The 24,011-nt window shown below is 63.2% G+C and carries 19 protein-coding genes; 10 read left to right on the top strand and 9 right to left on the bottom strand.

Annotated features, from left to right (window positions below; all coding sequences use genetic code 11):
* Position 1: 1 nt before the first annotated feature.
* Entirely contained in the window at positions 2-502 is a 501-nt protein-coding gene (locus I41_RS03775) for a chemotaxis protein CheX (protein ID WP_168206660.1), read from the bottom strand.
* 326 nt (positions 503-828) lie between these two features.
* Between I41_RS03775 and I41_RS03770 the strand changes: the two genes are divergently transcribed.
* From I41_RS03770 to I41_RS03750, 5 genes are all read left to right on the top strand, one after another.
* Entirely contained in the window at positions 829-3,588 is a 2,760-nt protein-coding gene (locus I41_RS03770; protein ID WP_145431040.1) for a hybrid sensor histidine kinase/response regulator, read from the top strand.
* Between the two features lie 57 nt (positions 3,589-3,645).
* Positions 3,646-4,119: a chemotaxis protein CheW gene (locus I41_RS03765; RefSeq protein WP_145431038.1), complete on the top strand. Its 474-nt coding sequence runs from the start codon at positions 3,646-3,648 to the stop codon at positions 4,117-4,119.
* Between the two features lie 80 nt (positions 4,120-4,199).
* Complete coding sequence (locus I41_RS03760) at positions 4,200-6,104, top strand: HAMP domain-containing methyl-accepting chemotaxis protein (RefSeq protein WP_145431035.1); 1,905 nt, start codon at positions 4,200-4,202, stop codon at positions 6,102-6,104.
* Between the two features lie 137 nt (positions 6,105-6,241).
* Positions 6,242-7,324, top strand: coding sequence for a protein-glutamate methylesterase/protein-glutamine glutaminase (locus I41_RS03755; RefSeq protein WP_145431033.1), 1,083 nt, complete (start codon positions 6,242-6,244; stop codon positions 7,322-7,324).
* Complete coding sequence (locus I41_RS03750) at positions 7,321-8,184, top strand: CheR family methyltransferase (protein WP_145431031.1); 864 nt, start codon at positions 7,321-7,323, stop codon at positions 8,182-8,184. The genes I41_RS03755 and I41_RS03750 overlap by 4 nt, the downstream gene beginning before the upstream one ends.
* 589 nt (positions 8,185-8,773) lie before the next feature.
* On the opposite strand, the gene I41_RS03745 is transcribed toward I41_RS03750, so the two are convergent.
* Positions 8,774-9,157 carry a hypothetical protein gene (locus tag I41_RS03745; RefSeq protein WP_145431029.1) on the bottom strand — a complete coding sequence of 128 codons (384 nt, stop codon included), beginning with the start codon at positions 9,155-9,157 and terminating at the stop codon, positions 8,774-8,776.
* Positions 9,158-10,066: 909 nt separating this feature from the next.
* Between I41_RS03745 and I41_RS03740 the strand changes: the two genes are divergently transcribed.
* A complete protein-coding gene (locus tag I41_RS03740) occupies positions 10,067-10,597 on the top strand; it encodes a hypothetical protein (protein ID WP_145431027.1) in 531 nt (176 codons plus the stop codon).
* A 52-nt stretch (positions 10,598-10,649) separates the two neighbouring features.
* Here the strand turns inward: I41_RS03740 and I41_RS03735 are convergent, their stop codons facing one another.
* Positions 10,650-11,507: a transposase gene (locus I41_RS03735; protein WP_145429803.1), complete on the bottom strand. Its 858-nt coding sequence runs from the start codon at positions 11,505-11,507 to the stop codon at positions 10,650-10,652.
* A 199-nt stretch (positions 11,508-11,706) separates the two neighbouring features.
* Positions 11,707-13,164, bottom strand: coding sequence for a transglutaminase-like domain-containing protein (locus I41_RS03730; protein WP_145431024.1), 1,458 nt, complete (start codon positions 13,162-13,164; stop codon positions 11,707-11,709).
* Between the two features lie 147 nt (positions 13,165-13,311).
* Between I41_RS03730 and I41_RS03725 the strand changes: the two genes are divergently transcribed.
* From I41_RS03725 to lpxA, 3 genes are all read left to right on the top strand, one after another.
* Positions 13,312-15,246, top strand: coding sequence for a potassium transporter Kup (locus tag I41_RS03725; protein ID WP_145431022.1), 1,935 nt, complete (start codon positions 13,312-13,314; stop codon positions 15,244-15,246).
* 190 nt (positions 15,247-15,436) lie between these two features.
* A complete protein-coding gene (locus I41_RS03720) occupies positions 15,437-17,377 on the top strand; it encodes a potassium transporter Kup (RefSeq protein ID WP_168206659.1) in 1,941 nt (646 codons plus the stop codon).
* Positions 17,378-17,472: 95 nt separating this feature from the next.
* A complete protein-coding gene (gene lpxA, locus I41_RS03715; RefSeq protein ID WP_145431020.1) occupies positions 17,473-18,267 on the top strand; it encodes an acyl-ACP--UDP-N-acetylglucosamine O-acyltransferase in 795 nt (264 codons plus the stop codon).
* Positions 18,268-18,434: 167 nt separating this feature from the next.
* On the opposite strand, the gene I41_RS03710 is transcribed toward lpxA, so the two are convergent.
* The 5 genes from I41_RS03710 to I41_RS03690 all read right to left on the bottom strand — a co-directional run bounded on the left by I41_RS03710 (position 18,435) and on the right by I41_RS03690 (position 21,812).
* Positions 18,435-18,692 carry a DNA-directed RNA polymerase subunit omega gene (locus I41_RS03710; protein ID WP_145431018.1) on the bottom strand — a complete coding sequence of 86 codons (258 nt, stop codon included), beginning with the start codon at positions 18,690-18,692 and terminating at the stop codon, positions 18,435-18,437.
* A 63-nt stretch (positions 18,693-18,755) separates the two neighbouring features.
* Positions 18,756-19,496: a hypothetical protein gene (locus I41_RS03705; protein WP_145431017.1), complete on the bottom strand. Its 741-nt coding sequence runs from the start codon at positions 19,494-19,496 to the stop codon at positions 18,756-18,758.
* A 110-nt stretch (positions 19,497-19,606) separates the two neighbouring features.
* Positions 19,607-19,837 (bottom strand): hypothetical protein, encoded by a 231-nt coding sequence (locus I41_RS03700; protein ID WP_145431015.1) that lies wholly within the window; start codon positions 19,835-19,837, stop codon positions 19,607-19,609.
* Positions 19,838-20,069: 232 nt separating this feature from the next.
* On the bottom strand, positions 20,070-20,267 hold the full coding sequence (locus tag I41_RS03695; protein WP_145431013.1) for a cold-shock protein: 198 nt from the start codon (positions 20,265-20,267) through the stop codon (positions 20,070-20,072).
* Positions 20,268-20,879: 612 nt separating this feature from the next.
* Positions 20,880-21,812: a dihydrodipicolinate synthase family protein gene (locus tag I41_RS03690; RefSeq protein ID WP_145431011.1), complete on the bottom strand. Its 933-nt coding sequence runs from the start codon at positions 21,810-21,812 to the stop codon at positions 20,880-20,882.
* 134 nt (positions 21,813-21,946) lie between these two features.
* On the opposite strand from I41_RS03690, the gene I41_RS03685 reads away from it, so the two are divergent.
* Positions 21,947-23,935, top strand: coding sequence for an FG-GAP repeat domain-containing protein (locus tag I41_RS03685; RefSeq protein WP_145431009.1), 1,989 nt, complete (start codon positions 21,947-21,949; stop codon positions 23,933-23,935).
* Positions 23,936-24,011 lie beyond the last annotated feature (76 nt).

The following is a 24,011-nucleotide window of genomic DNA, read 5'->3' as shown; positions in this document are numbered from 1 at the left end:
GCTAGACGCTCGCCATCATCGTTCTCTTCTCCGCGGCCGCCTCGTCCACCTCGATCAGGCCAACCTCGACGGTCAGGTCGCCCCACGCGCACGAGTATGGGATGCTGATCGTCTGGGCCAGCGAGCCGAACCGGATCACATGGTTCTTCCCCGTGATCACCGTCGGCAATGCGAGACTCATCTCGAGATGGGCCAACCCCGTTTTCGCGCGGCCGGCGATCATGTTCGTGATCTCGCCGATCGCGTCCATCACGTCGGCGTTTAGCGTGTCGGGCCGATCTCCGAGCATCTTCTCCGTGACGCACATCGCCACTTCGCAGTCGACGCTGACGACGACCGTGCCCGACGCTTTGCCCGATAGCCCAATCACGCCGCTGACGTCGTGCGCCGGCTGAAACGCCGCGTTCAACGTCGGCGTCCCGCGCTTCAGATCGCAGTTGAGCATCGTAGAGAAGACCTCGACGGCGGAGGTCAGAAACGGATTGATATGTTCTGCTTTCATGAATTGCATCCCGGAATGTGGGCGGCTGGGCTGTCGTCGAGCGAATAACGACGGACAGGTCGCGAACGACGCCGACGATTTTGACGAAATCCCTGTCGTCAAACGTAGCATTCGTCAATTGCGGGAGTGCGTCGTCCAGAAACTCCCCGGAAAAATCGCGTTGCGCTGGTTACGCCGATTTTTTTATCTCCAGTTCCGCGGCATTGATTTGCTGCGCGCACGGTCTTGACCTAGCTTTCGTTTGTCCGCAAAACGCCTGTCGCATAACCCGCCAGGAAACGGCGAGCTATGCCCGCGGACGACCTCTCGAATCACGGAGCCAGTCCATGGCGATCGAAGATCCAGAACTGTTGGCGGAATTCATTGCCGAGTCGCGCGACCACCTGAGTCACGTCGAAGGACAGTTGCTTCAGATTGAGGCAAACGGCGCGGAGATTGACGTCGATCTGGTGAATAACCTCTTCCGGGGCATTCATTCGATCAAAGGAGCCGCTGGGTTCCTGGGATTGGTGACGGTCAACAAGCTGGCCCATAGCCTCGAAAATGTCCTGGGGCTGATGCGGACCCGCGAGCTGTCCCCCGATTCGGCGATGGTTGACGTCATGCTTCGCGCGGCCGATGCGTTGACCCATCTCGTTAACAATGCAGACGTATCAAACGACGCTGACGTTGAAGTCCACGTTACGAAACTCGATCGCATCTTCGCCAGCGCCGATGGAAGCCTGGTCGGGGTATCTGCGGCGAGCGTAAAGATTGAGGAGCACGCTCATCACGGCCTGCGGCATGCCACCGCAGCCGACTTTGTAGAGGAGGCGATGTTCGTCGACTCGGCGATCGAAGACGATTCTCCCGCCACCGGTCCGATCGACGCCGATGAGTCGCTCCCTTGTGCGGAATCGTCGGCGGCTTCCGGCCCCGCCGTTACCAATGCGCCGCTGGTCGATGAGCCCAAGACAGCGTCGAATGCCGCCATTCAGGCCCCTCCAGTCGCCGAGACGAGCATTCGGGTCCAGGTAGGCGTGCTGGACAGCCTAATGAATTTGGCGGGTGAGTTGGTGCTGGGCCGGAATCAGCTGATTCAGGCGCTTAATACGGAGGCTCACGTCGGGATCGAGGCGGTGGCGTCGCGGCTGGATCAGGTGACGACGGAGCTGCAAGAGGCGATCATGCGGACGCGGATGCAGCCGATCGGGGCCGTGTTCAGCAAGTTCCCGCGGGTCGTGCGGGACCTGAGCGCGAAGCTCGGCAAGCAGTGCGACGTGGTGATGGACGGCAAGGAGGTCGACGTCGACAAGACGATTCTGGAGGCGATCGGCGATCCGCTGACTCACCTGGTGCGCAACTCGATCGACCACGGCGTCGAACGACCCGACGTGCGGGTCGCGGCCAATAAGCCGGCCGCGGGGACCATTCACCTCAAGGCGTACCACGAAGCGGGCAAGGTGCGGATCGACATCGCCGACGACGGCGGGGGGATTTATCCGGAGAAGCTCAAGAAGAAGGCGGTCGAGAAGGGGGTGGTCACGGCCGAACAGGCGAGCCGCCTGTCGGACCGCGAAGCGGTGCGGCTGATCTTCCACCCTGGATTCTCCACCGCCGAGAAGATCACCGACGTCAGCGGCCGCGGGGTCGGCATGGACGTGGTGCGCACGAACATCGAGAAGCTGGGGGGAACGGTCGACGTCGATTCGACTCCGGGCCAGGGAACGACGATTCAGATCACGCTGCCGCTGACCTTGGCGATCATCCCCTCGCTGATCATTCAGAGCGGCGACGAACGGTTCGCCATCCCGCAGGTCAACATCTCGGAACTGGTGCGTCTGCGTCGCGAAGAGATGGGCAAGCGGCTCGATCGGGTCAAGTCGGCGGAGGTGCTGCGGCTGCGCGGCTCGCTGCTTCCCCTGGTGCGGCTGCGCGAAGTCCTGGGCTTCCAGACGCCGGAGGGGAGCGACGGGGAGAGCGACGCCCAAGCGACGACCAACATCATCGTGGTGGAGAGCGGCCAACAGCGTTTTGGCATCGTGGTCGACGCGCTGCACGACTCGGAAGAGATCGTCGTGAAGCCGCTGGGCCGCCACATCAAGAACGCGCCTTGCCTGTCGGGCGCCACGATTCTGGGCGACGGGCACGTCGCGCTGATTCTCGACGTCGCGGGGATCGCCGTCCACGAGCAGATTCGCTCGGCCCACGACGACGTCATCGCCGGCAAGGGCGAAGAGCAGTCGGCCGGTGAGGAAGACTTGCAGTCGGTGCTGCTGTTCACCAATCATCCTCGGGAGCACTTCGCCGTGTCGATGGACATCGTCGCGCGGATCGAGCGGATTAGCTCCGATCAGATCGACGCCGTCGGCGGCCAGGAACTGGTGCAGTACCGGCAGTCGAGCGTGCCGCTGTTGCGGCTGGAGAACCTGATCTCGGCGCGGGCTCCGGAGCCACAGAACTGGGTCTACGTCATCGTGTTCGTGATCAACGGCAAGGAAGTCGGCCTGATCGCGCCGCGGCTGGAGGATATTCGTCGCGTGCCGACCAACGTCGACACGATCACGTTCCAAGAGCTAGGCATCCAGGGTTCGTTGACCATGTCTGAGCACACGACGCGGCTGGTCGATCTGTTCCAGATCGCCGAAATCGCCCACCCCGAATGGTTCGCCGACCGGCCGCAGCCGAGCGTCGAGGCCGGCAAGAAGCCGCTGGTGCTGCTGGCCGAGGACTCGACTTTCTTCCGCAAGCAGGTGAAGTCGATGGCCGAAGAGCGCGGCTACGACGTGGTCGACTGCGAAGACGGCCTGGTCGCCTGGGAGCGGCTGCTGGAAGGCGATTTGGAAGTCGACGTGGTGATTACCGACATTGAAATGCCGAACCTCAACGGGTTCGAGCTCTGCCAGCGGATCAAGCAGTCGAAGTGGGGCTACCTGCCGGTGATCGCGCTAACGTCGCTGGCCGGGGCCTCGGACATGCAGCGCGGCATGGAGGTCGGGATCGACGACTACCAGATCAAGATGGATCGCGAAAAGCTCCTAGCCGCTCTCCACAACTTCACGGGCGCGAAGGCGGGCAACAATCGTCGTCATCTCCAGCCCGCGTAGTTTCGCCGCATCTCGCCGCCGTCGCCCCTTCCTGCGTTTATCGAGGTTCACGCCGCCATGACCGCCACGCTTGCCCCTGACCGCACCGCCACGGCCGTTGAACGGCAGTTCGCGACGTTTTACGTCGGCCACATGCTGCTGGGGGTCGACATCCGCATCGTGCAGGAGATCAATCGCCAGAACGAGATCACCCAGGTGCCCCACGCGCCGGACTACGTCCGCGGGGTGATCAACCTCCGCGGCGACGTCGCGACGGTGGTCGACCTGCGAACGATCCTGGGCCTGCCGAAGTCGGATTCGGATCGACAGAGTCGCAACCTGATCGTCCACCACCAGGGGGAGGCGATCGGTCTGTTGGTCGACCGCATCTCGGACATCCTCACGCTGCGGGGGGACGAAATCACGCCGCCGCCGACCAACGTCGACGGGGTGGACGGCCGGCTGATGAGCGGCGTCTGCACGCTGGAATCGGAAATCGTCGTCCTGCTGGACATTGACGCCGTACTGGCCGACGGGGCTCGCCAGGAGTAATTCGTTCGCTCGCTAACAACCGTTTGAGAGAAATCCTTCTTCGCATCAATCACACTCACTTCGTTCGGGAGACGCCAGTCATGAGTCGGTTCGCAAACATGGGAGTTCGGAGCAAGCTGATGTGCCTGGCGGCGTTGTACGCCGTCGGCACCGTGCTCTTTGGCGTGATCGCCTTCTCCACGCTCAACAAGGTGAAAGTCAACGGTCCGATCTACGGCGAGCTCGCCCAAGGCAAGGACCTGTTGGCCGACATTCTGCCGCCGCCGGAATACATCATCGAATCGTACCTGACGGTGCATAAGATGACCGGGGCGGAGGATCCGACGGGGACCGACGCGCTGGCCAAGAAGCTCGAAACCCTTCAAAAGGACTTTGACGCCCGGCACGACTACTGGGCCGAGCGTCTTCCCAAGGGTGAGATGAACGAAATCTTGCTGGAGGAGGCGTACGAGCCGGCGACCAAGTTCTTCGCCGTCGCTCAGAACGAGATGCTGCCGGCGCTTCGCGCCGGGGACAAGGAGAAGGCCAAGACGCTGGTGAGCGGACCGATGTCAACGCTGTACGAGGAGCATCGGGCGGCGATCGACAAGGTCGTCGCATTGGCGACCGAACAAACGGCCGCCGTCGAGGCCGCCGCGGCGACGACAACGTCGCGGCGGACGTGGACGATGGTCGCCGTGAGCGTTCTCTGCTTGGCGCTGGTGACCGCGATCGGCTACTTCCTGGCTCGTTCGATCGGCAACGTCGTGGCCCAGGTGGTGGCGTCGATGGAAGCCGCCACGAAGCGGGACTATAGCAAGCGGGTGGAAACCAAGGTGGGCGGCGACCTGGGCAAGATGGTCGCTTCGCTCAACACGCTGCTAGCCGCGTTACAGCAATTTGAAGCCGACGCGAGTGCAAATCTAGTAAAGACTAAGAAGATCTCCGCTTACGAGCAGGCAGAGGTTCATAGCGTGGCGTTGACGTTAAGTGCGATTGCTCAAGGCGATCTGACCGGCGCTTACGTCGTTTCAGAGGCCGACGACGATACCAACGAAGTTCGTGGGACGTTTGCCAAGATAGCGGAAGCCGTGAACTCCATGAGCCAGAATCTTCGGCAGGTGTTTGGAGGACTGAACTCGAACGCCGTTCAGCTGGCGAGCACGTCGACTCAGCTCTCAGCGACTGCCACGCAGCTGGCCAGCGGGGCCGAAGAGACCAACAGCCAATCGGCGACCATCGCCGCGGCGGCTGAAGAGATGTCGACGAACATGACCAACATGGCCGCCTCGACCGAGCAGATGACCGCCAACGTCAAGGCCGTCTCGACCGCGGTTGAGGAGCTGACCGCCAGCATCGGCGAGATCGCCAAGACGGCCGGTCAGACGTCGTCGATCGCCAGCACGGCCGCTCAGCTCGCCGACTCGAGCAACGTCACCATCGGCCAGCTCGGCACGGCGGCGGACGAGATCGGCAAGGTGATCGAGGTGATTCAGGACATCGCCGAGCAGACGAACCTCTTGGCGCTCAACGCCACGATCGAAGCGGCTCGGGCCGGCGAAGCCGGCAAGGGCTTCGCCGTGGTCGCCACCGAGGTGAAGGAGCTCGCCAAGCAGACGGCCAACGCCACGCAGGACATCCGCAGCCGCATCGAGGGGATTCAGGCCTCGACCGGCGAAGCGGTCCGCTCGATCAAGGAAGTCGGCGAGGCGATCCAACGGGTCAACTCGGCGTCGACCACGATCGCCGCGGCGGTCGAGGAGCAGAGCATCACCACCAAGGAGATCGCCTCGAACGTCCACCAGACGGCGACCGCCGCCAGCACGGTCTCGATCGGCGTCGCCGAGTCGGCGGCCGCCTGTGCCGAGATCACCCGCAACATGGCGGGGGTCGATCAGGCGGCGAAGCAGACCTCGCAAGGGGCCGCGCAGACGCAGGTGGTCGGCTCGGAACTGTCGCATCTCTCGGAGCAGCTCCGCGGGATGGTCGCGCAGTTCCAGTTGTAAGGGGTACGAGCGCAACGGACGCAGGGCCGGGGGAGAACCGCCGTTCTCCCCCGGCTTGGCGCGCCGGCGCTGCTGCGACGTACGCTTGTTGCATCCTGCCGCCTTGAACGACGCCAGCGCCTTGAGCATCGACATTGATGAGTCTTCCATCCGCTACGCTGCCGCCGCTGCGAGTCCTCGTCGTCGACGACTCGGCCCTCTACCGCAAGGTGGTCCGCGCGGTGCTCGAGCAACTCCCCAACGTCGAGGTGATCGGCCACGCCCAGAACGGCCGGCTGGCGCTGGAGCGGATCATCGCCGATCGACCCGACGCGATCACGCTCGACATGGAGATGCCCGAGCTCGACGGCCTGGGACTGCTCCGCGAACTGAGCGAACGCCAACTTCCGCTCGCCGCCATCATGATCAGCACGCTCACCGCCGCCGGGGCCCAAGCGACCAGCCAGGCGCTGCAGCTGGGGGCGTTTGACTTCGTCCTCAAGCCGACGCTGCCCGACATGGCCGCCAACGAACGGCAGCTCCGCGCCGATCTCGCGCCGCGCATCGAGGCCTGCCGCACGCTCCGTCGCGGCGGGCGCCCGAGCGCTCGGCCGTTGCCGATCGCCCCCCCGCGCGCGCCGTCGGCGGCGCTGCGCCGCACGCCCGAGCTGATCGGGATCGGCGTCTCGACCGGCGGGCCGGTGGCGCTGAACAAGCTCTTGCCGCTGCTGGGGCCGCAGACGCCGCCGTTGGTGATCGTGCAGCACATGCCGCCGATCTTCACCAAGACGCTGGCCGACGACCTCAACCGCCGCTGCCAGCTCGAGGTGGTCGAAGGCTACCACGGGATGACCGTCCAGCGCGGCCGCGCCATCATCGCGCCCGGCGGCAAGCAGATGCGCATCGCCCGCGACCAGCGGCGCACCTTCGTTCAAATCACCGACGATCCGCCCGAGCGCAATTGCCGCCCGGCGGTCGACTATCTGTTCCGCTCGATCGCCGCCGAGTACGGCCCCAAGGCCTGGGGCGCCATCCTCACCGGCATGGGCGACGACGGCACGCTCGGCTGTCAGGCCATGAAGGAACGGGGCGCCGCCATCCTGGCTCAGGACGAAGCGACCTGCGTCGTCTACGGCATGCCGCGGGCGGTCGCCGAAGCAGGGCTGGTCGACGTCGTCGGCCCCTTGGAAACCATCGCCGCCCGCATCAACGAGTCGTCGCTCGTGGGAGCCTCCGCATGAGCAATCTCACGCCAGCCGACGTCGACGCCGTCTGCGACCTGGTCGACAACCTCTGCGGCATCTGTTGGGATAGCTCGAAGGCTTATCTCATCGAGTCGCGGCTCACGAACATCTTCAAGCGCAGCGGCTGCGCCAACTACGTCGACTTCGCCCAACGGGTAAAGGCGAACATGCTGCCGGCGCTGAAGTCCGAGGTGATCGACGCCGTCACGACGCACGAGACCTTGTGGTTCCGCGACAACTCGCCGTTCGAGGCGCTCAAGCACAAGATCTTTCCGGAGTTGATCGACGCCAAGGCGAACTCGGCGTTCCCCAAGCGGTTCCGCATCTGGTCGGCCGCCTGCAGCACCGGGCAGGAGCCCTACAGCATCGCGATGACGCTGGCCGACCTGGTGCCCGACGTCCACCGCTGGGACGTGCAGATCGTCGGCACCGACATCTCGCCCGCCTCGGTCGAGACCGCCAGCCGCGGCCTCTACAGCGAAATGGAAATGGGTCGCGGCATGGACCCGCAGCGCCTCAACAAATACTTCACCAAGCAAGGCGCTCAGTGGAAGGTCCGCGACGAGATCCGCGCGATGTGCAGCTTCAGCACGCGCAATCTCCACGACCCGTACGCGGGCCTGGGCCCCTTCGACGTCATCTTCTGCCGCAACGTCGTCATCTACTTCACGGCCGAAGATCGCAAAAACATCTTCAACCGCATGGCCCAAATCCTCCAGCCCAACGGCTGGATCCTCGTCGGCTCCTCCGAATCCCTCGGCGACATGGGACCACGCTGGGCCCCTCAGTTCCACTGCCGCGCCAACTGCTACCGACCCACCATGGCCGGAGCGCCCATGGCGGCGATCGCGCGCTGAGGCGGCGCGCTCGCTCGCATCTGTCATGTCCGTCGTATCTGCCGTTTCTGTCGCGTCACCCCATTGTGTCGCGTGAGCCGTTTTTGGCGACACAAGTCGCAACTTGTTGGCAACACTGGGTTTACTATTGCGCGCCAACTGGTCGCGGACGCGACGGGCGGCGGCAGACGTCGCTCGGCTACTGCCGACCGCCAGGGGAGCATTTGTGTCGCGGCGAATTCTGTCGCTCACGCGATTATTGGCGACACAAATCGCAAGTCGTTTCTCCAAGGGAAGTTCGGGAGTTCCCTGCAACGACGGCGTCGCCGACGACATTATTTGTCGATGCATGAACACACTCCTCAATCTGGCGTCGCACGGACAGACGTTCTTGCCTCATCAACTTGGCACGCGAAGCGCGCGAACCCGCTTCGGTCAACAGTCGACATGACGATGTCGACCTTCGATCGCGTTTGCCAAGAGCGCGGCGCGCAGCGGTGGTCCTGGCGCGCGTTGGCTGCACCTTAGCACTCTTGGTGCAGCAGGTGGTGAACTATTTTTGGCCGCCCCCCTCGAGAGTGGGTGACGGCGGGAAGGGGTACGCGGAGCGCTACTCTTGTTCCTTCAACCAGTAGCCGTTTTCTGGAGTGTAAGCGTGGCGCACGGCGGAATGCTGGACGGGGTGGTAATAGAGGGCGAACTCCTTGCCTTTCCAGTGGCCGTCGTAGGAGAAATAGGGCTCAAGCGCCGCGTCGGTGAACGCGTAGCCCGAGAGGTCGTCGGGATACATGTCGTATTTGTCGTGAAAGGCGTCGACGTACTTCACGACTCGTACAGCCTCGGCATGGAGTCGGTGGAGGCGAACCGAGAGCGCAGCGATGCTGAGCGAGAAGAGAATCATCGCTCCGGCGGCGGCGAGGAGCCATGCTCGGCGATAAGGAGAGGCGAGGATTACGGGGGTTGCTACGAGGAGAGCGACGGCAATGACCACCATGAAGCCTGAGAGGAATTCGCCGAAGATTTCGTAGAAGGCGCGGCAGGAGACTGCGGTCCAGCAGGCGAGGGCGACGAAGGCGGTCCAGGCGAGGACTGATTAGATGGTGAAGCGGATTGGTTCTGAGGCCGTCGACATGTCACTTGTGTTAACTTTAATGACCGCCGGTCTGTGATCAGGTTATTTTATCCAGGATTGGGAAATGGCAAGCGATGTTGCTATCCTGGTCGCATGCTCCGAAGGATCAGGCTCACAGTCGCCGTCACTTGCCTGTTGGCGACTGCATGCTTCGCGATTTTGTGGATGCGCAGTCTGAAGCAGTGGGACAACATTCTTTATGTCGGCGCCTCAATCGGCATGCTAGGAGCAGGCTCATCGGACGGCATGTTGGCCTTATACCATGCACATGGGACGGAGTATCAAGCTCCAGTAGGCAGCGACCGAATCGGCATCTACTGGATGACCACTAGTCGCGATCGCATCAACCCTGCTCGCGTCCCGCTGTGGCGGTGGGCGCGCCTGGATCGGGACTTGGAGTCTTATGCGGTCTTCATTCCGTTCTGGTTACTGATCCTGGTCAGTGGAGGCGTGGGAATTGCGCTATCCATACGACGGCCGTTTCGCTTCAGTCTCAGAACGCTGGCCATCGGCGCCACAGTCGCCGTGATCACGCTTGGATTGGGAGTCGCGGCCAGCAGGCTGAATTTGGACGAGACGCCCCAATCGCCGCCTCGTTCATTCTGGTTTTCGTCAACGGCTGAGCGGCATGGCCTAGGCGGTGTTCCGTCGTGGCCATGCGAAACACAACTGGGCCGAGTCGATGCCTAGCTCTGCACGCTCACGCCTGAGGGGCGAGAGCATGGCACCCGATGAGCGTTTGCAGTTCGTCTTTGCACCGTGGGGAAGTTGATGACATCGGATCAAGATCCAATCCGGTTCAGCATGCGAGGAATGCTGTTGGCAGTGACGGCGGCGTGCGCGTTGTTGGGACTATTACAGTGGTTGCTGCCAGAGGATTTGCCAGTCTGGAGCAGAACTTGGACCTCCGCCCTCATCCTGGCTTTGGCGTGTTACGCCGTTTGGATTTGCCGACGCAGCAAGCGGCCATGCCGGCCGCCGAGCGACTTCGTCACCGTACGCATTGACGCGAAGTGGAAGCGGCGCGTCAAGTCGCCTTACATCATGGGGCCGGTCGCGGCGCTGACGGGCGTGTCGGTGACGTTTGCGCCGTTCTTTCTCTTCACGCGCGGACCGATTGGCGAACTCGAAGCGTGGGAGTGGGCCGGCGTGGCGGCGAGTTTTTTGATGATTTATCTCGTGCCGGGGTCTTATATGCGGTTAGCGTCTGAGGTGATGGCCGAGTTGATGCGCGAGGATAAGGCGGCGGGAGATAGCGGAGCCGAGAGGTCGATTTCAGCCCCCGGCTCCGCCGGGGGGTAGCACTGCGCGACGACGCCTACCGGCATGGCGACCGACCCCCCGGCGGACAACATTATGCAAACGCCATCAGATCGTTTCCTCGTCGCAAGTGGTTTCTAGCGGCCTGGATGCAGAGTTTGGCGTTCACCCAGAGGGTGACGCGCGGCAGTCGCCTCACCCAGTTGGGGAGTGGTCCGAGCCCGCCGCCGAAATTGGTGAGTTGAGCGAAGCGTTGCTCGATGTACGTCCGCTGCTTGAAGAGTGCTTGGCCATCGGCGGTCGTCAGCAGTTCGATCGACTGCAAGCGGCCGATGCTGTGGCGGCGGTGGCCCAGCGCTCGTCCCGCGCGACGCTGCGGAGCGATCAACGTCACGCCCGACCGTGCGGCGATCTCGTGCAGCGGGTTGCTGTCGTAGTTGCCGTCGGCCAGGACGCAGCCTCCGCCGACTTGCGGCAAGAGTCGCCGGGCGACCGTCTGTTCGCTCACGTTGAGCGGCTGGATTTCGCACGCCACGAGCGCATCGATCGTCCAGACGGCGTGCAGCTTGTAGCCGCGGGCCGGGCCGCCGACGCCATGCCCGCGCGTGGCGTCGGGATCCTTGCTGAAGCCTCCTACCGGCAACGGCTTACCGTCGAGGAAGCTCACCTCCGGCGGGTGCGGGCCCTGCCAGCAACGCTTCCTCAACCGCTCGATCAGTTCCACGGCCGCCGCCGTGCGGAGACGACGGCTCGCCGTCGATTGGCTCGGCAGCCGCACCTGCCATGACGACGGCCAATTCTCCGGCCGACACGCCCAACTCACCGGTCGATCGTGGATCACCGCCCAGAGATAGACGCCGACGATCCAACTGACCGAATAGACGTGTCCCGAACGATCGCTGCATAACCGCCGAGTCAAACGGTATAGTACGCTCCAGAGTTCGCGTTCCATGGCTCACCTCCTAGAAACGTGTCAGGTCTCTAGGAACAGCCTGGAACGCGGGCCTTTTTACCGCTAGCGACGCGTGCTAGCTATTGCATTATGTTGCGGAGCCGGGGGCTGAAAGGGGGGCAGCTGGAGAGGAGGAGGTCAAGGCAGGTGCGAGCACCCACCCTACGCGACGAGCCAAAACTAGGCTGCCGCCGTCATTTCATTCCTTCTTGTCCTCAGGCGGAGTCGACTTCACCTTGAGGTCCCACTCCCACTCATCGAAGTAGAGGTTGTGGCCGTCGACTTCGACTTCGCCGCGCTGGAAGTCGATCGGCTCGCTGCGGAAGCTGGTCTTCGGGGGGTGGAGTTCGCGGCCATAGTCGAGGTTGACGATCAGGCGGTAAGGGTCCATGTGGCCGCAGAAGAAATCGCGCACGGCGGGTTCGTCGCTTTTGCGCTTGCCGTAGGAGGCGTCGGCGGGGAGCCAGCCCCAGGGTTCGACGTAGATTTCGGCCCAGTCGTGCATTCCCTGTTCGTCGGGCTTGGTGCCGAAGCCCGATTGCCAGCGGGCCGGGACGCCCGCGGCGCGGCAGAGGGTGATGAACGTGGTATTCTGGACGCCGCAGTCGCCGCAGCGGGCGGCGAGGCCTTTCTTCGAGAGGCTGGGGATCGTGCTGTACTCCATTTCGGAGACCCACGGGATATTTTCGGAAACCCAGTTGAAGATGAGCTGGGCCTTCTTCAGCGGGTTGGTTTCGTCGCCGACGATTTCCTTCACCAGCTTTTTCACCTCGGGGGTGAAGACGATGTGGGGGGCGCGCTCGGCGGTGAACTCGCTGTACTCGTCGCTCTCTTCGTCGTAGGGTTTGACGAGTTCGAGATTGAGCGTCGGGACGTAGGCGTACGCGGTGAATTCGTACTCGGCGACGAACTTGGGGGGCGTGCCTTTGTCGTCGACGACTTGCTCGAAGTAGATCGTGCGTTGCGGCGTCTTCGGCGGAGCGACGACGCCCTCGGGTTCACTCTTCAGCAGCTTCACGTCGGTTTGTTGAATGCGATACTCTTGCGGGAACGGGAGCCAAGCGCGAACGGTGGCGCCCGGCTTGAGCCGCGGGTTGCCCTCCTTCAGCGAGAGCGTGTAGGTGACGTGATGTTTCACCGGATAGATCGCCGGCGTGTCGGCAGTCTTGGCGATCGCGTTCAACTCGCCGATGAGTCGGTCGAGATCGAAGCCCTTCTTTTCTTCCGGAGTCTTCTCGCGACGCTCGCGGGCCTCCTTGCTGAGGCGAAAGAGATTCGCGGCGGCATTGCGGAAGTAGCGATACTCGCCGTCGATCTGTTTGGATTGCAGCGCGCCGGCGTCGCGCCACTTCTCAATTTCGGTCTCCTTGACGTCGGGGATCGACTCGCGAAGCTGCTTGGTGATTTCGGCCTCGGAGTGGGGGAAGTCGGCGCGGGTGCGATCGAGAACCTCGAGCATGATCGCCGCCGGCGACGTGGTCGGCGCGGAGGGGTCGATCTCGGGCCGGAGAAGCTTCGTGGCTTCGCGGAATTCGCCCTTGGCGATCAGCTCCTTGGCCGCCTGGAACTGGGCTTTGGTTTCCGCCGGACAGGGGCGGGCCGTCGCCAAGACCGCGAGTACCGCGACGAAATAACCGCACGCACAGACCGTTTTCATCGCCAGAATCCTCAGGTGTGAACGCCGCGGAGCAGCTTTCCAGGGTAAATGGGGAGAGGCGAGAATGAAAGCCGTCTGATACTATTGGAAGCTTGCATTGGCGGCCCGCGACCTCCGGCCCTTTCATCTCCAGGTTCAAAACGCTCAATGACTCCTGCTCCTGAGGCCTCCGACGCGCAGCCGGCGATGCCGGCGCATGGGGGGCATGACGCCGCCGACCCGCGACGCTGGAAGTTGCTGGCCCTGGCGGCGCTAGGCGTGGTGTACGGCGACATCGGCACGAGCCCGCTCTACTCGATTCGCGAATGCTTCCACGGGCCCCACGCGCTGGCCGTGACCGAGGGCAACGTCCTGGGGGTGCTGTCGCTGATCTTTTGGGCGCTCACGCTCGTGATTTCGGTGAAGTACCTGGTCTTCATCCTGCGGGCAGACAACCAGGGCGAGGGGGGAATTCTGGCGCTGATGGCGCTGCTCGCGCCGGCTGGCCGTGGAATGGCGACGCGGACGTGGGTGGTAGTGCTGGGGTTGTTCGGCGCCGCGTTTCTGTACGCCGACGGCATGATTACGCCGGCGATCTCGGTGCTCAGCGCCGTCGAGGGATTGCGCCTGGCGGCTCCGACGGTATTTCAGACCTGGTTAGTGGAATTGATCGCGGTGGCGATCTTGTTGGGATTGTTCCGCCTGCAGGCGCGGGGAACGGCGCGGGTCGGCGCGATGTTCGGGCCGTTCATGCTGTGCTGGTTCTTGCTGCTGGCGGTGCTGGGCGTGGCGCACATCGCCGCCCTGCCAAGCGTGTTGAAGGCGATTAACCCAGTCTACGCGTTCCAGTTCTTTATGGAGAACGATTGGGAAGGGTTTTTGATTCTGGGCACCGTGTTCCTGGTCGTGACGGGCGGTGAAGCGCTCTACGCCGACATCGGTCACTTTGGCATCTTGCCGATTCGAGCGTCGTGGTTCGGGGTGGTGTTCCCAGCGCTGCTCTTGAACTACTTCGGACAGGGCTCGTTGCTGTTGCGCGACCCGAGTTCGGCGGTCCATCCGCTGTTCGAAATGGCGCCTGACTGGGCGCTCTATCCGATGATTGCCGTGGCAACGCTGGCGGCCGTGATGGCGTCGCAGGCGGTGATTACGGGCTCGTTCTCGCTCACGCTCCAGGCGATTCAATTGGGTTACTGCCCCCGGCTGCGGATCGATCACACCTCGTCCGACCAGAAGGGGCAGATCTACATTCCGGCGGTGAATCGTTCGCTGATGATTGCCTCGATCGCGCTGGTGCTCGGCTTTCAATCGTCGAGCAATCTGGCGGCGGCCTACGGGATTGCGATCACGATCACGATGGTGGTGACGACCCTGCTCTTTTACGTCCTTGTGCATCACTTCTGGAAATGGCCGACGTGGCTGGCGGTGCTGTTTGCGGGATTTTTCCTGGGCATTGATCTGGCGTTCTTCGGCGCGAACTTGATGAAGGTGTTTCACGGCGGGTGGTTTCCGCTGGCGATTGCGGCAGCCATCTACGTGCTGATGAGTACATGGCAGGATGGGCGGCGGCTGCTGGCCGAGCGATTGCGAGCGTCGATGCTGTCGACCGAGCTATTTGTCGCCGACTTGCTGACGAATCCGCCGATTCGGGTGCCGGGCGTGGCGGTCTTTATGTCGGGCAACCCGATGGGGACGCCGCTCGCGCTGCGGCAGAATGTGGCTCATAACCACGTCCTGCATGACCGAAGCATTATCCTGGGCGTGCAAACGGCCGAGGCGCCGCACGTCGATCCCGACCATCGGCTCGAGACGGAGGAAATCGGCGAAGGCTTCTACCGGGCGACGTTGCGCTACGGGTTCATGGAAGAGCCGAACGTGCCCCGCGATTTGCGGCAGATGGACAACGTGGGCGACCACATCGACCTGGGCACGGTGAGCTATTACCTTGGTCGCGAAACGTTGCTGGCGACGCCGCACTCGGGAATGTATATGTGGCGCGAGAGTTTGTTCTCGTTCCTGTCGCGAAATGCCCAGCCGGCGACGTTGTTTTTCCACTTGCCGGCCGATCGCGTGGTGGAAATCGGCGCCCAAGTGGAACTGTAGCGGTCGGAGGGACGACTGTTTGCAGCGGCAGTGCGCATCGCGCCGCAATGGAGCCAACGCCGTCCAAAGTTCTGACGGGGCAGGGCATTTCTCGACTCAGGGCAGGCGAGTGACGATTGCGTGACGTAGAGTTCTGCGCCCTGCAACGGTTGTGGGGGCGAACCGCCGACGTCCTGCACGCGATCGATCGATGACTCAAGCTCTCAACGCCATGTCGCACCCGCTGGGCCAGCTCGAAGCCGTTCGCGGCGACGCCCCCTCCCGCGAGACGAGCGCGACCACCAAAGCGCTAGCGCTGGCGGCGCTGGGAATTGTCTATGGCGATATCGGCACCAGCCCGCTGTACGCGCTGCAATCGTGCTTTGTAGGCGATCATTCCGTCGGCGTGACGCCGCTGAACGTGCTGGGCGTGTTGTCGCTCATTTTCTGGGCGCTCACCCTGGTGGTGTCGGTAAAGTACCTGGTCTTCATCATGCGGGCCGACAATCATGGCGAAGGGGGCATCCTGGCGCTGACGGCGCTGCTGTCGCCGCTGGAGTCGAGCGGGGCGAAGCGACGAATTGTGGTGACCCTGGGGTTGTTCGGCGCGGCGTTCTTGTATGCCGACGGGATGATCACGCCCGCGATCTCGGTGCTGAGCGCCGTCGAAGGCCTGCGACTGGCGGCGCCGACGCTGCCGCGGTACTGGATCATCGCCATTTCGATGGCGATTCTGTTGGGGTTGTTCAAGCTGCAGTCGCGCGGGACGGCGCGGGTCGGCGGATTGTTTGGTCCGATCATGCTGGCGTGGTTTGCTACACTGGCCGGCTTGGGCGCGTGGCATATTTCGCATGAACCGCAGGTGCTGGCGGCGCTCAATCCGGCGCACGCGCTGGCCTTCTTTCGCACTGATGGCGCGAGTGGCTTCTTAATTCTTGGGACGGTGTTTCTCGCGGTGACTGGCGGCGAGGCGCTCTACGCCGACATGGGGCACTTCGGGCCGAAGCCGATTCGCATGTCGTGGTTCGCCGTCGTCTTTCCGGCGCTGCTGCTTAACTACTTTGGGCAAGGGGCGCTGCTGCTAAAGAATCCGGCGGCCAGCGCCAACCCGCTGTTCGAGATGGCGCCTGAGTGGGCCCTCTACCCGATGATCTTGCTGGCCACGGCGGCTGCGGTAATCGCGTCGCAGGCGATCATCACGGGTTCATTCTCGTTGACGTTCCAGGCGATCCAGTTGGGATTCTGTCCGCGGCTGCGGATCGAGCATACCTCGGCGGAACAACGCGGGCAGATTTACATCCCGGCGGTCAATCGGACGCTGATGCTGGCGACGATGGCATTGGTGCTTGGTTTTCGGACTTCTAACAATCTGGCGGCCGCGTACGGCATCGCGATATCGATGACGATGACGACGACGACGCTGTTGTTCTTCCTGCTGATCGCATTCCACTGGAAGTGGTCGCCCTGGATCGCGGGCGCGTTTGTGCTCTGCTTTCTGCCGATCGATCTGTCATTCCTTACCGCCAACCTGGCGAAGGTGTTTCATGGCGGTTGGTTCCCATTGCTGATAGCGGCGGGGATTTACCTGTTGATGAGCACCTGGCAACGGGGCCGACAGCTGCTGGCACGGCGGATGCAAGCCTCGGTCGTACCGACCGAAGCCTACGTGGAAGAACTGGCCAAGCGGCCGCTGCTGCGACCGGCGGGGACGGCCGTCTATCTGACGAGCAATCCGCAGGGAACTCCGCTCGCGCTGCGGCAGAACGTGATTCACAACGACGTGCTCCACGAGCGGGTGATTATCGTCGGCGTGAAAACGGTGGAGACGCCGCGGGCGCCGGCGAGCGAGCGATTGCACGTGGAGCAGGTGGCGCCGGGAGTCTATCGCGCGATCTTGCACTACGGGTTCATGGAGCGGCCCAACGTGCCGCGCGATCTGGCGGGCGCCGATTTCGGCGGGGAACCGCTCGATCCGCAGCAGACGAGCTTCTTCCTTGGCCGCGAAACCGTGCTGCCCACCAAGGGCGCTGGGATGTGGTTGTGGCGGGAGCGGATGTTCGCTTATCTGGTGCGCAATTCACATGCGGCGACCGTGTATTTCCAATTGCCGCCCGATCGGGTGGTGGAAGTGGGCGTGCAGTTGGCGTTGTAGGAGCGACGACAACGGCGACCGCTAGCAGGGCGTGCTTCCTGCTTCATTCCCGCATTGACGGCGCGCGGAGATTGTGTGACGATCCGGCCCACACCATGGCCATCCATCCCACAGCCGTCGTCGACCCCGCTGCCGCGATTGACGCGAGCGCGTCGATCGGCCCGTACGCGGTGGTCAGCGGTCCGGCGGTGATCGGGGCGGATTGCATCTTGATGCCTGCGGCCATCGTCATGGGGCACACGACGCTGGAGGCGGGCTGCCGAGTTCATTCGCACGCCGTCGTCGGCGACATGCCGCAGGATTTGAAATACCACGGCGAGGTTTCTTACTGCCGAATTGGCGAGGGGAGCGTTGTGCGCGAGGGAGCGACCGTGCATCGCGGCACGCTGGCGGGCACGTCGACCATCGTCGGCAAGCGTTGCCTGCTGATGACCAATTCGCACGTCGGCCACAACTGCGAGTTGAGCGACGACGTGATTCTCGTGAGCGGCTCGCTTCTGGGGGGACATGTGTACGTCGGCCAGCGAGCGATCGTCTCTGGCAACGCCGCCGTCCACCAACATGTGCGCATCGGGGAGTTGTCGCTGGTCGGCATTCAGGCCCGCATCACGCAAGACGTCCCCCCGTTCTGCATTACCGATCAAGAGGGGAACGTCGTCGCGGAAAATCGCATCGGCATGAAGCGAGCCGGTTTCTCGCTGGCGGAACGCTCCGAGCTGCGAGCGGCGTTCGGGGCGATCTATCGCGACGGCATCGGACGAAATGCAGCCGTGCAATATCTGCGCGGCGCGATGACCACCGACGCCGGGCGGCGCTTGCTGGCGTTCTACGCGCATGACTCGGCGCGCGGCTCGGGCATGCGGCTGTACAACGAAGCGAACGCGGCGTAGCTAGCTATGTCGATCGTGTTTTAGACAGGATAACAGGATTTCATAGATCGACTGGATTCAAGACCTGAGCAGACTGGTGACGGACGGTATAGTCACGAACGACCGACAATCTATCGCGTCGATCCAAAAAATCCTGTCATCCAGTCCAGTCTTCCCTGTAGCGCTACTTAAAGCGCCGAAAGATCGAACTCGATCGGCCCGCGCGGCAGTTCGCCCGTCATGCGAACGTTGTTCTCGGCGTCGAGGTGGATCTTATTCTGCAAGATTTCCTGAATGACGATCTCCATCGGAAACTTCGTCTTCAGATCGACCAGCGGCCGGGCTCCTGAATTGAGCGCCACCATCCGTTTTTGGATCAGTGCCGAGAGCTTGAAGCGGCCGCCAACTTTGTTGACGATCCATTCTTCCTTGAGGGCGTCGATCATCTGGTGGAACTCGTGGTAAAAGGAACGTGTCGAGGAAGCGAAGCCGCCGTCCAGTTCACGCGATCAATGACCGTGGCGGAGCTTGGCGAGGCGGGCGTCGAGCTTCTGCTCGCGATACAGATCGCCGAAGACGTAGTAGAACATGCTCAACGCGCAAATGCCGACCTGCGCGATCGTGCGCAACGCCATGCGCTGCACCTCGTCGTCGGTCACGAGATACGCCCGGCTAAAGTCGGTGGGCTGTGCATCGCCGTTGTGAGCCAAGGCGCCGTAGGCGTTGGGATGGGCGCCGCGCTCGATGGTACGCTGCTGCAGACGCTCGTAAATGGCCGAGGTCGCGGCATCGAGTTCGCGCAGGTGTCGGAGCATCGGGCCGGTCGCGAACGCGGCGCGCATGCGCTCGGCGGCTTGCTCGTCGTCGGCGCGGGCGACCCAAATGCGTTGTCGCTCGGCGTCGCCGGCGATGAACACGCCGTGGAGCGCCGAACGCAATGCGTTGCGCATCAGGGCGTACGATTCCGCGATCTGACCGCTCAGCGCCAGGGAAGACGCCGCCAGAAACGAGCCGTGCGTGCGGATGAGCATCGAGCCGGCCAGTCGTTCGGGACTTTCGGCCGCATGTTCGACGAGCTCGCGGAAGACGCCATCGACTTCCGCAAGCGTTTCGTAGTGGGCGCGCTGCCGGCTGAAGGAACGAACCGTGTTTCGCCAAGCGGCGGCGAGAAAGTGCGCCAGCGGGTGATCGGCCCACTGCTCGGCGTCGCTCAGGCTCGTATCGGTGACGGCGGATTCATTAACTGACATCGACGATTCCTAAACAATTCGGCAGGCTCCGCTTGCCGCGAGCACAGCGGCGCATTCGCTGCGAATGAAGATACTGCTGGCGCATCGTCGCGAAGCGTCGGCGGCAAGCTTTACGGAGCGGCGCCGTCGAGCCGTTGCGCGGCCTGGACGCGAGCCTTTTCGCGCTTCTCTTCCGCGAGCACGGCTTGGCGCGGGGCGTCGGCTTGTTGGACCGCGCACTGCGGATGAATGCCGCGGAGCGAATACGATCGCTTGCCGCAGACGGGACAAAATTTGCCGGGCGCCTCGCGGTAGAGGGGCTCAGGCTTCTTGCACGTGGTGGCTTCGAGCTTGGTGGACATGGCTGACCTCGTGGCTTGAACGGCAAGATGATAAAGAACTTCGTGCGGTCTGGGCTGAGAGAGGAGCTGGTCGTTCTGAGCGAAGCAAGAAATCTGCCTCGCAGGCTAGATTCTTCGCTTCGCGCGGAATGACTCTCTTCCCGCTTGAGCCGCGTTCAATCTGAAATCCGCGGGGGTCGCCGGAGCGACGCCCCGCGGTCGTAGTCATGGCGTCAATGCGAACCGGCGGCCGTTAGGCGACCGGTTGGACGTTCTCAGCGCGCTTGCCCTTGGGGCCCTGTCCTTCGGTGTAAGAGACGGCTTGGCCTTCATAGAGGCTGTCGTAGCCGGTCCCTTGGACCGACGAAGAGTGGAAGAAGATATCCCCCCGCTCGCCCTCGATGAATCCAAAACCCTTGTCCGTCAACTTTTTGATCGTTCCTTGCGACACTTCGTCAATTCTCCAGCACGCATCAATGGGTAGAGCGCGCGGCCGCGCCGTCGTGCAAACCAGCAGGTGGCCGAGCCAAGAAAGGTCCTAAGAGAAACCTTCCAGTAAGAGAGCAAACTGACCCACACAGCAGGTCAACAACCGTAACGGCCGCGTTTCATGAAGCGCCGTCGCGTCGAAGGGCTGAGTCTACAAGAAGAGGCGCCGGCGGCCGGAGAGTTCGTCGCGCGACGAGTCTCAAAGGGGGCCGTTCCGGCGAAGCGTCTCGCAGCGCCTTCGCTGTCTTAGTAGCCCTTATCGTACCGGAATTGCCCGGCCGCGTCAAACTGGGCCAGATACGTCTTGGAAGGGAGGAGCGTCGCCCTAACCGGGAGAATCAGCGCCGCAGCGGCAGGTCAGCCCGCGAAATGCCCGGATAAACGTGCGGGCCGGCAGCGAAAGGCGCCGGCGCCGCCCAAGCCCACCGAACCTGGCGCCGGTTGCGAGGAGAATACAGCCGAAAAAATTCCAAAATAGTCCTGTTATTGACGCCGCCGGCGCGCTTGCTGGCTTGTGAGCCGGGCGCACGCGGCTCCGACCGGGCGAACGCCAATCGCCCCTCCCCATGATCGGCTACAGTAACTGCAACTCTTTCAGCGCGGCCACGGTGGCGGCGCGTTGCTCCGGCGTCGCCGGTCGGAAGGTAGCCGCCATCTGCTCGTCGCAGATGCCGAGGATCGACAGCGCGCATTTGATGCCTCGAACGGCGCTGGCGCCGTACTGACCATCCCCGTAAATCACGCCCAGCGTCGTGAGTTGTGCTTGCAGCCGCGCGACTTCAGCGTCGTCGCCGCGCGTCGCCGCGTCGTAGAGGCGCGCGAACAGCTGCGGATGGACGTTCGCGCCGCCGCCGACGCAGCCATGGCCTCCCAGCGCAAGCGTATCGACCGTCAGCGCCTCAGGGCCCACGAGCAACGACCAGTCGGGACGACGATGGAGCTCGGCTGAAACGTCGCGGAAGTAAGCCAGGTCGCCGGAACTGTCCTTGAGCCCATGGACGTTGGGCCACTCCATCGCGGCGCGCACAACCTCCAGCGAGATCCAGGTCTTGGTCAAACCAGGCATGTTGTAGAGGTAGAGCGGCAGCGGCGACTCGTCGTGGAGCGCGCGGAAGTAATCGAGCAGCTCCGTTTGCTCCAGGGGAAGATAGTAAGGAGTCGTCGCAACGATGGCGTCGGCGCCGACGGCGGCGGCGTGGTCAGCGGCGGCGAGCGCTTCGACGAGCGATGTATCGCTGACGCCCACGAGGACCGGAACACGGCCCGCGGTTTGGCGAGTCACCCGTTCGACAAGCTCCCGGCGCAGCCGTACCGAGAGCGCTGCCGCTTCGCCGGTCGTGCCGAGCAGAAAGAGCCCGTGAACGCCTCCCTGGATGATTCGTTCGACCAATCGCTCCAAAGCGGCATGATCGAGTTGATCGCGGCCTGACAGCGGGGTGGCAAGGGGCGGCACAATGCCGCGAAGAGGACGCGGCCACGCCACGCGTGCGGATGCAGGTTGATTCATTGATGAGTGGTTACCATAGCGGCGGAATTTGATTTAGAATGACGCGCTCGTCGCGTCTGCCTCGCGGCGCCTCAGCGCCGCGGGCGAAATGCGCGAGCTCTTCGTCATCTCATCGACAACGCCAACAGTCTACCATGATTCGGACGGCATATCTCCAGCTGTTAGTGGCGGCCGCCGCGACCGGGATCGCGCCGTGGGCCGACGGCGAAGGGTTGGAGCGGCTGCGCTACCGCGGGGACGTCGGAGAATTGAGCGTTGACCTGGGCGTCGGGCTCTGGGCTTGGCCGCTGCCGATGGACTACGATCGCGACGGCGACGACGACTTGGTCGTGTCGTGTCCCGACGTGCCGTTCAACGGGACCTACTTCTTCGAGAACCCGGGCGGCGCCGCTAAGTTGCCGCGCTTCAAACCGCCGGTGCGCATCGGTCCTGGGTTTCACGACATTCAGCCGAGTGATGTTGACGGAGACGTTCGCCTACTCGTCCCGGGCCATGAACTGATTGACTTTCGGGAAAATGGTTTGTCGGAAGAAAGGAAAATCCACGCCGTTGAAAATATTCATCCAACGAAAGTGCGCGCCAATCAGTGGCGCCTGGTTGACTACGACGGCGACGGTGCGCGCGACCTGGTCGTCGGCGTCGGCGACTGGACCGAATATGGTTGGGATAACGCTTTCAACGCCGCCGGCGAGTGGACGAACGGCCCGCTGCATGGATACGTCTATTTGCTTTTGAATCGCGGAACCAACGAGCGTCCCAGCTACGCCGATCCCGAGAAGCTGCAAGTCGGCGATCGTGCGATCGACGTGTATGGAGGACCGACGCCGAACTTTGGCGACTTTGACGGCGACGGAGACCTCGACCTCGTTTGCGGCGAGTTTTTAGACGGATTCAACTACTTCGCGAACATCGGCTCGCGCACTGCGCCGGCATATGCCGCCGGTCGACGATTGCGGCACGGCGAAGGCCCGCTTGCGATGGACCTGCAGATGATCATCCCGATCGCGATCGACTGGGATCGCGACGGCGACCTAGATCTCGTCGTCGGCGACGAAGATGGCCGCGTTGCGCTAGTGGAGCATACGGGCAAGGTGGTCGACGGGCTGCCGCAGTTCTTGCCGCCAGTTTACTTTCAGCAAGAGCCGGAGCTTGTGAAGTTTGGCGCGCTCGCGACGCCGGTAAGTTTCGATTGGGACGGCGACGGCGACGAGGATCTGCTCTGCGGCAACACCGCTGGCTACATCGGGTTCATCGAAAATCTCGACGGCGGCAATCCGCCGCGCTTGGCGCCGCCGGTGCGACTGAAGGTCGGCGACGAAATATTTCGCGTCCAGGCCGGTCCGAACGGTTCGATCCAGGGTCCGTGCGAAGCGAAATGGGGCTACACCACGTTCAGCATCGCCGATTGGGACGGCGACGGGTTACCCGATGTGGTGCTGAACTCCATCCTCGGTCGCGTGGCGTGGTTGCAGAACATCGGCACGCGGACCGCGCCGCAACTTGCGGCGCCGGAACCGGTCGACGTCGCGTGGGAACTCGAATCAAACTCGACGCCCCCAAAGCCAGCGTGGACCTGGTGGACGCCCGCCCCTGGCGAGTTGGCGCCCGAGTGGCGCACGACGCCGGTGGCCGTCGACTGGACCGGCGACGGCCTGTGCGATCTGGTGATGCTCGACCACGAGGGTTATCTCGCGCTCTACGAGCGGTTCCGCGACGGAGATCGCCTGCGACTGAAGCCGGGGCGTCGAGCATTTCGGTTGGAGGGCGATGGCGCGTTCGACGGCAATCACCAACAAGTGGGCACGGACGCGACCGGCCTGCGGCTGAACGCCGGCACGGCCGGTAAGAGCGGGCGACGCAAGCTCTGCGTCGTCGACTGGAATCGCGACGGCAAGCTTGATCTGATCGTGAACAGCGCCAACGCCAACGTTCTGCTCAATCTCGGCGAGCGCGACGGCGTGACGATGTTCCGCGATCTGGGACCTGTCGACGAGTTGAAGCTGGCGGGACACGATACGAGTCCGACCACAGTCGACTGGAACAACGACGGCGTCCGGGAACTGCTCCTGGGCGCTGAGGATGGTCACTTTTACTATTTGGATCGCCCGCCGGAGAAGCGCTAGAGTAATAGTCATTCTAAGTGCAGCGAAGAATCTAGCACCTGTCGCGCCGCTTGGTTCTTCGCTGAGTTGTCCCTGA

It is taken from the genome of Lacipirellula limnantheis, from assembly GCF_007746075.1.
Lineage (GTDB): Bacteria > Planctomycetota > Planctomycetia > Pirellulales > Lacipirellulaceae > Lacipirellula > Lacipirellula limnantheis.
Note: the sequence above shows the minus strand (reverse complement) of the source record. Positions and strands in the feature narration are given on the sequence as shown.

Bases quoted from the DNA above. Each gene is read 5' to 3' on its own strand.
- I41_RS03765 (WP_145431038.1), top strand. From the start codon at position 3,646: ATGACCGCCACGCTTGCCCCTGACCGCACCGCCACGGCCGTTGAACGG.
- I41_RS03745 (WP_145431029.1), bottom strand. From the start codon at position 9,157: ATGGTGGTCATTGCCGTCGCTCTCCTCGTAGCAACCCCCGTAATCCTC.
- I41_RS03775 (WP_168206660.1), bottom strand. From the start codon at position 502: ATGAAAGCAGAACATATCAATCCGTTTCTGACCTCCGCCGTCGAGGTC.
- I41_RS03685 (WP_145431009.1), top strand. From the start codon at position 21,947: ATGATTCGGACGGCATATCTCCAGCTGTTAGTGGCGGCCGCCGCGACC.
- I41_RS03710 (WP_145431018.1), bottom strand. From the start codon at position 18,692: ATGATCGACGCCCTCAAGGAAGAATGGATCGTCAACAAAGTTGGCGGC.
- I41_RS03720 (WP_168206659.1), top strand. From the start codon at position 15,437: ATGACTCAAGCTCTCAACGCCATGTCGCACCCGCTGGGCCAGCTCGAA.
- I41_RS03770 (WP_145431040.1), top strand. From the start codon at position 829: ATGGCGATCGAAGATCCAGAACTGTTGGCGGAATTCATTGCCGAGTCG.
- I41_RS03760 (WP_145431035.1), top strand. From the start codon at position 4,200: ATGAGTCGGTTCGCAAACATGGGAGTTCGGAGCAAGCTGATGTGCCTG.
- I41_RS03740 (WP_145431027.1), top strand. From the start codon at position 10,067: ATGACATCGGATCAAGATCCAATCCGGTTCAGCATGCGAGGAATGCTG.
- lpxA (WP_145431020.1), top strand. From the start codon at position 17,473: ATGGCCATCCATCCCACAGCCGTCGTCGACCCCGCTGCCGCGATTGAC.
- I41_RS03735 (WP_145429803.1), bottom strand. From the start codon at position 11,507: ATGGAACGCGAACTCTGGAGCGTACTATACCGTTTGACTCGGCGGTTA.
- I41_RS03755 (WP_145431033.1), top strand. From the start codon at position 6,242: ATGAGTCTTCCATCCGCTACGCTGCCGCCGCTGCGAGTCCTCGTCGTC.
- I41_RS03700 (WP_145431015.1), bottom strand. From the start codon at position 19,837: ATGTCCACCAAGCTCGAAGCCACCACGTGCAAGAAGCCTGAGCCCCTC.
- I41_RS03690 (WP_145431011.1), bottom strand. From the start codon at position 21,812: ATGAATCAACCTGCATCCGCACGCGTGGCGTGGCCGCGTCCTCTTCGC.
- I41_RS03750 (WP_145431031.1), top strand. From the start codon at position 7,321: ATGAGCAATCTCACGCCAGCCGACGTCGACGCCGTCTGCGACCTGGTC.
- I41_RS03725 (WP_145431022.1), top strand. From the start codon at position 13,312: ATGACTCCTGCTCCTGAGGCCTCCGACGCGCAGCCGGCGATGCCGGCG.
- I41_RS03705 (WP_145431017.1), bottom strand. From the start codon at position 19,496: ATGTCAGTTAATGAATCCGCCGTCACCGATACGAGCCTGAGCGACGCC.
- I41_RS03730 (WP_145431024.1), bottom strand. From the start codon at position 13,164: ATGAAAACGGTCTGTGCGTGCGGTTATTTCGTCGCGGTACTCGCGGTC.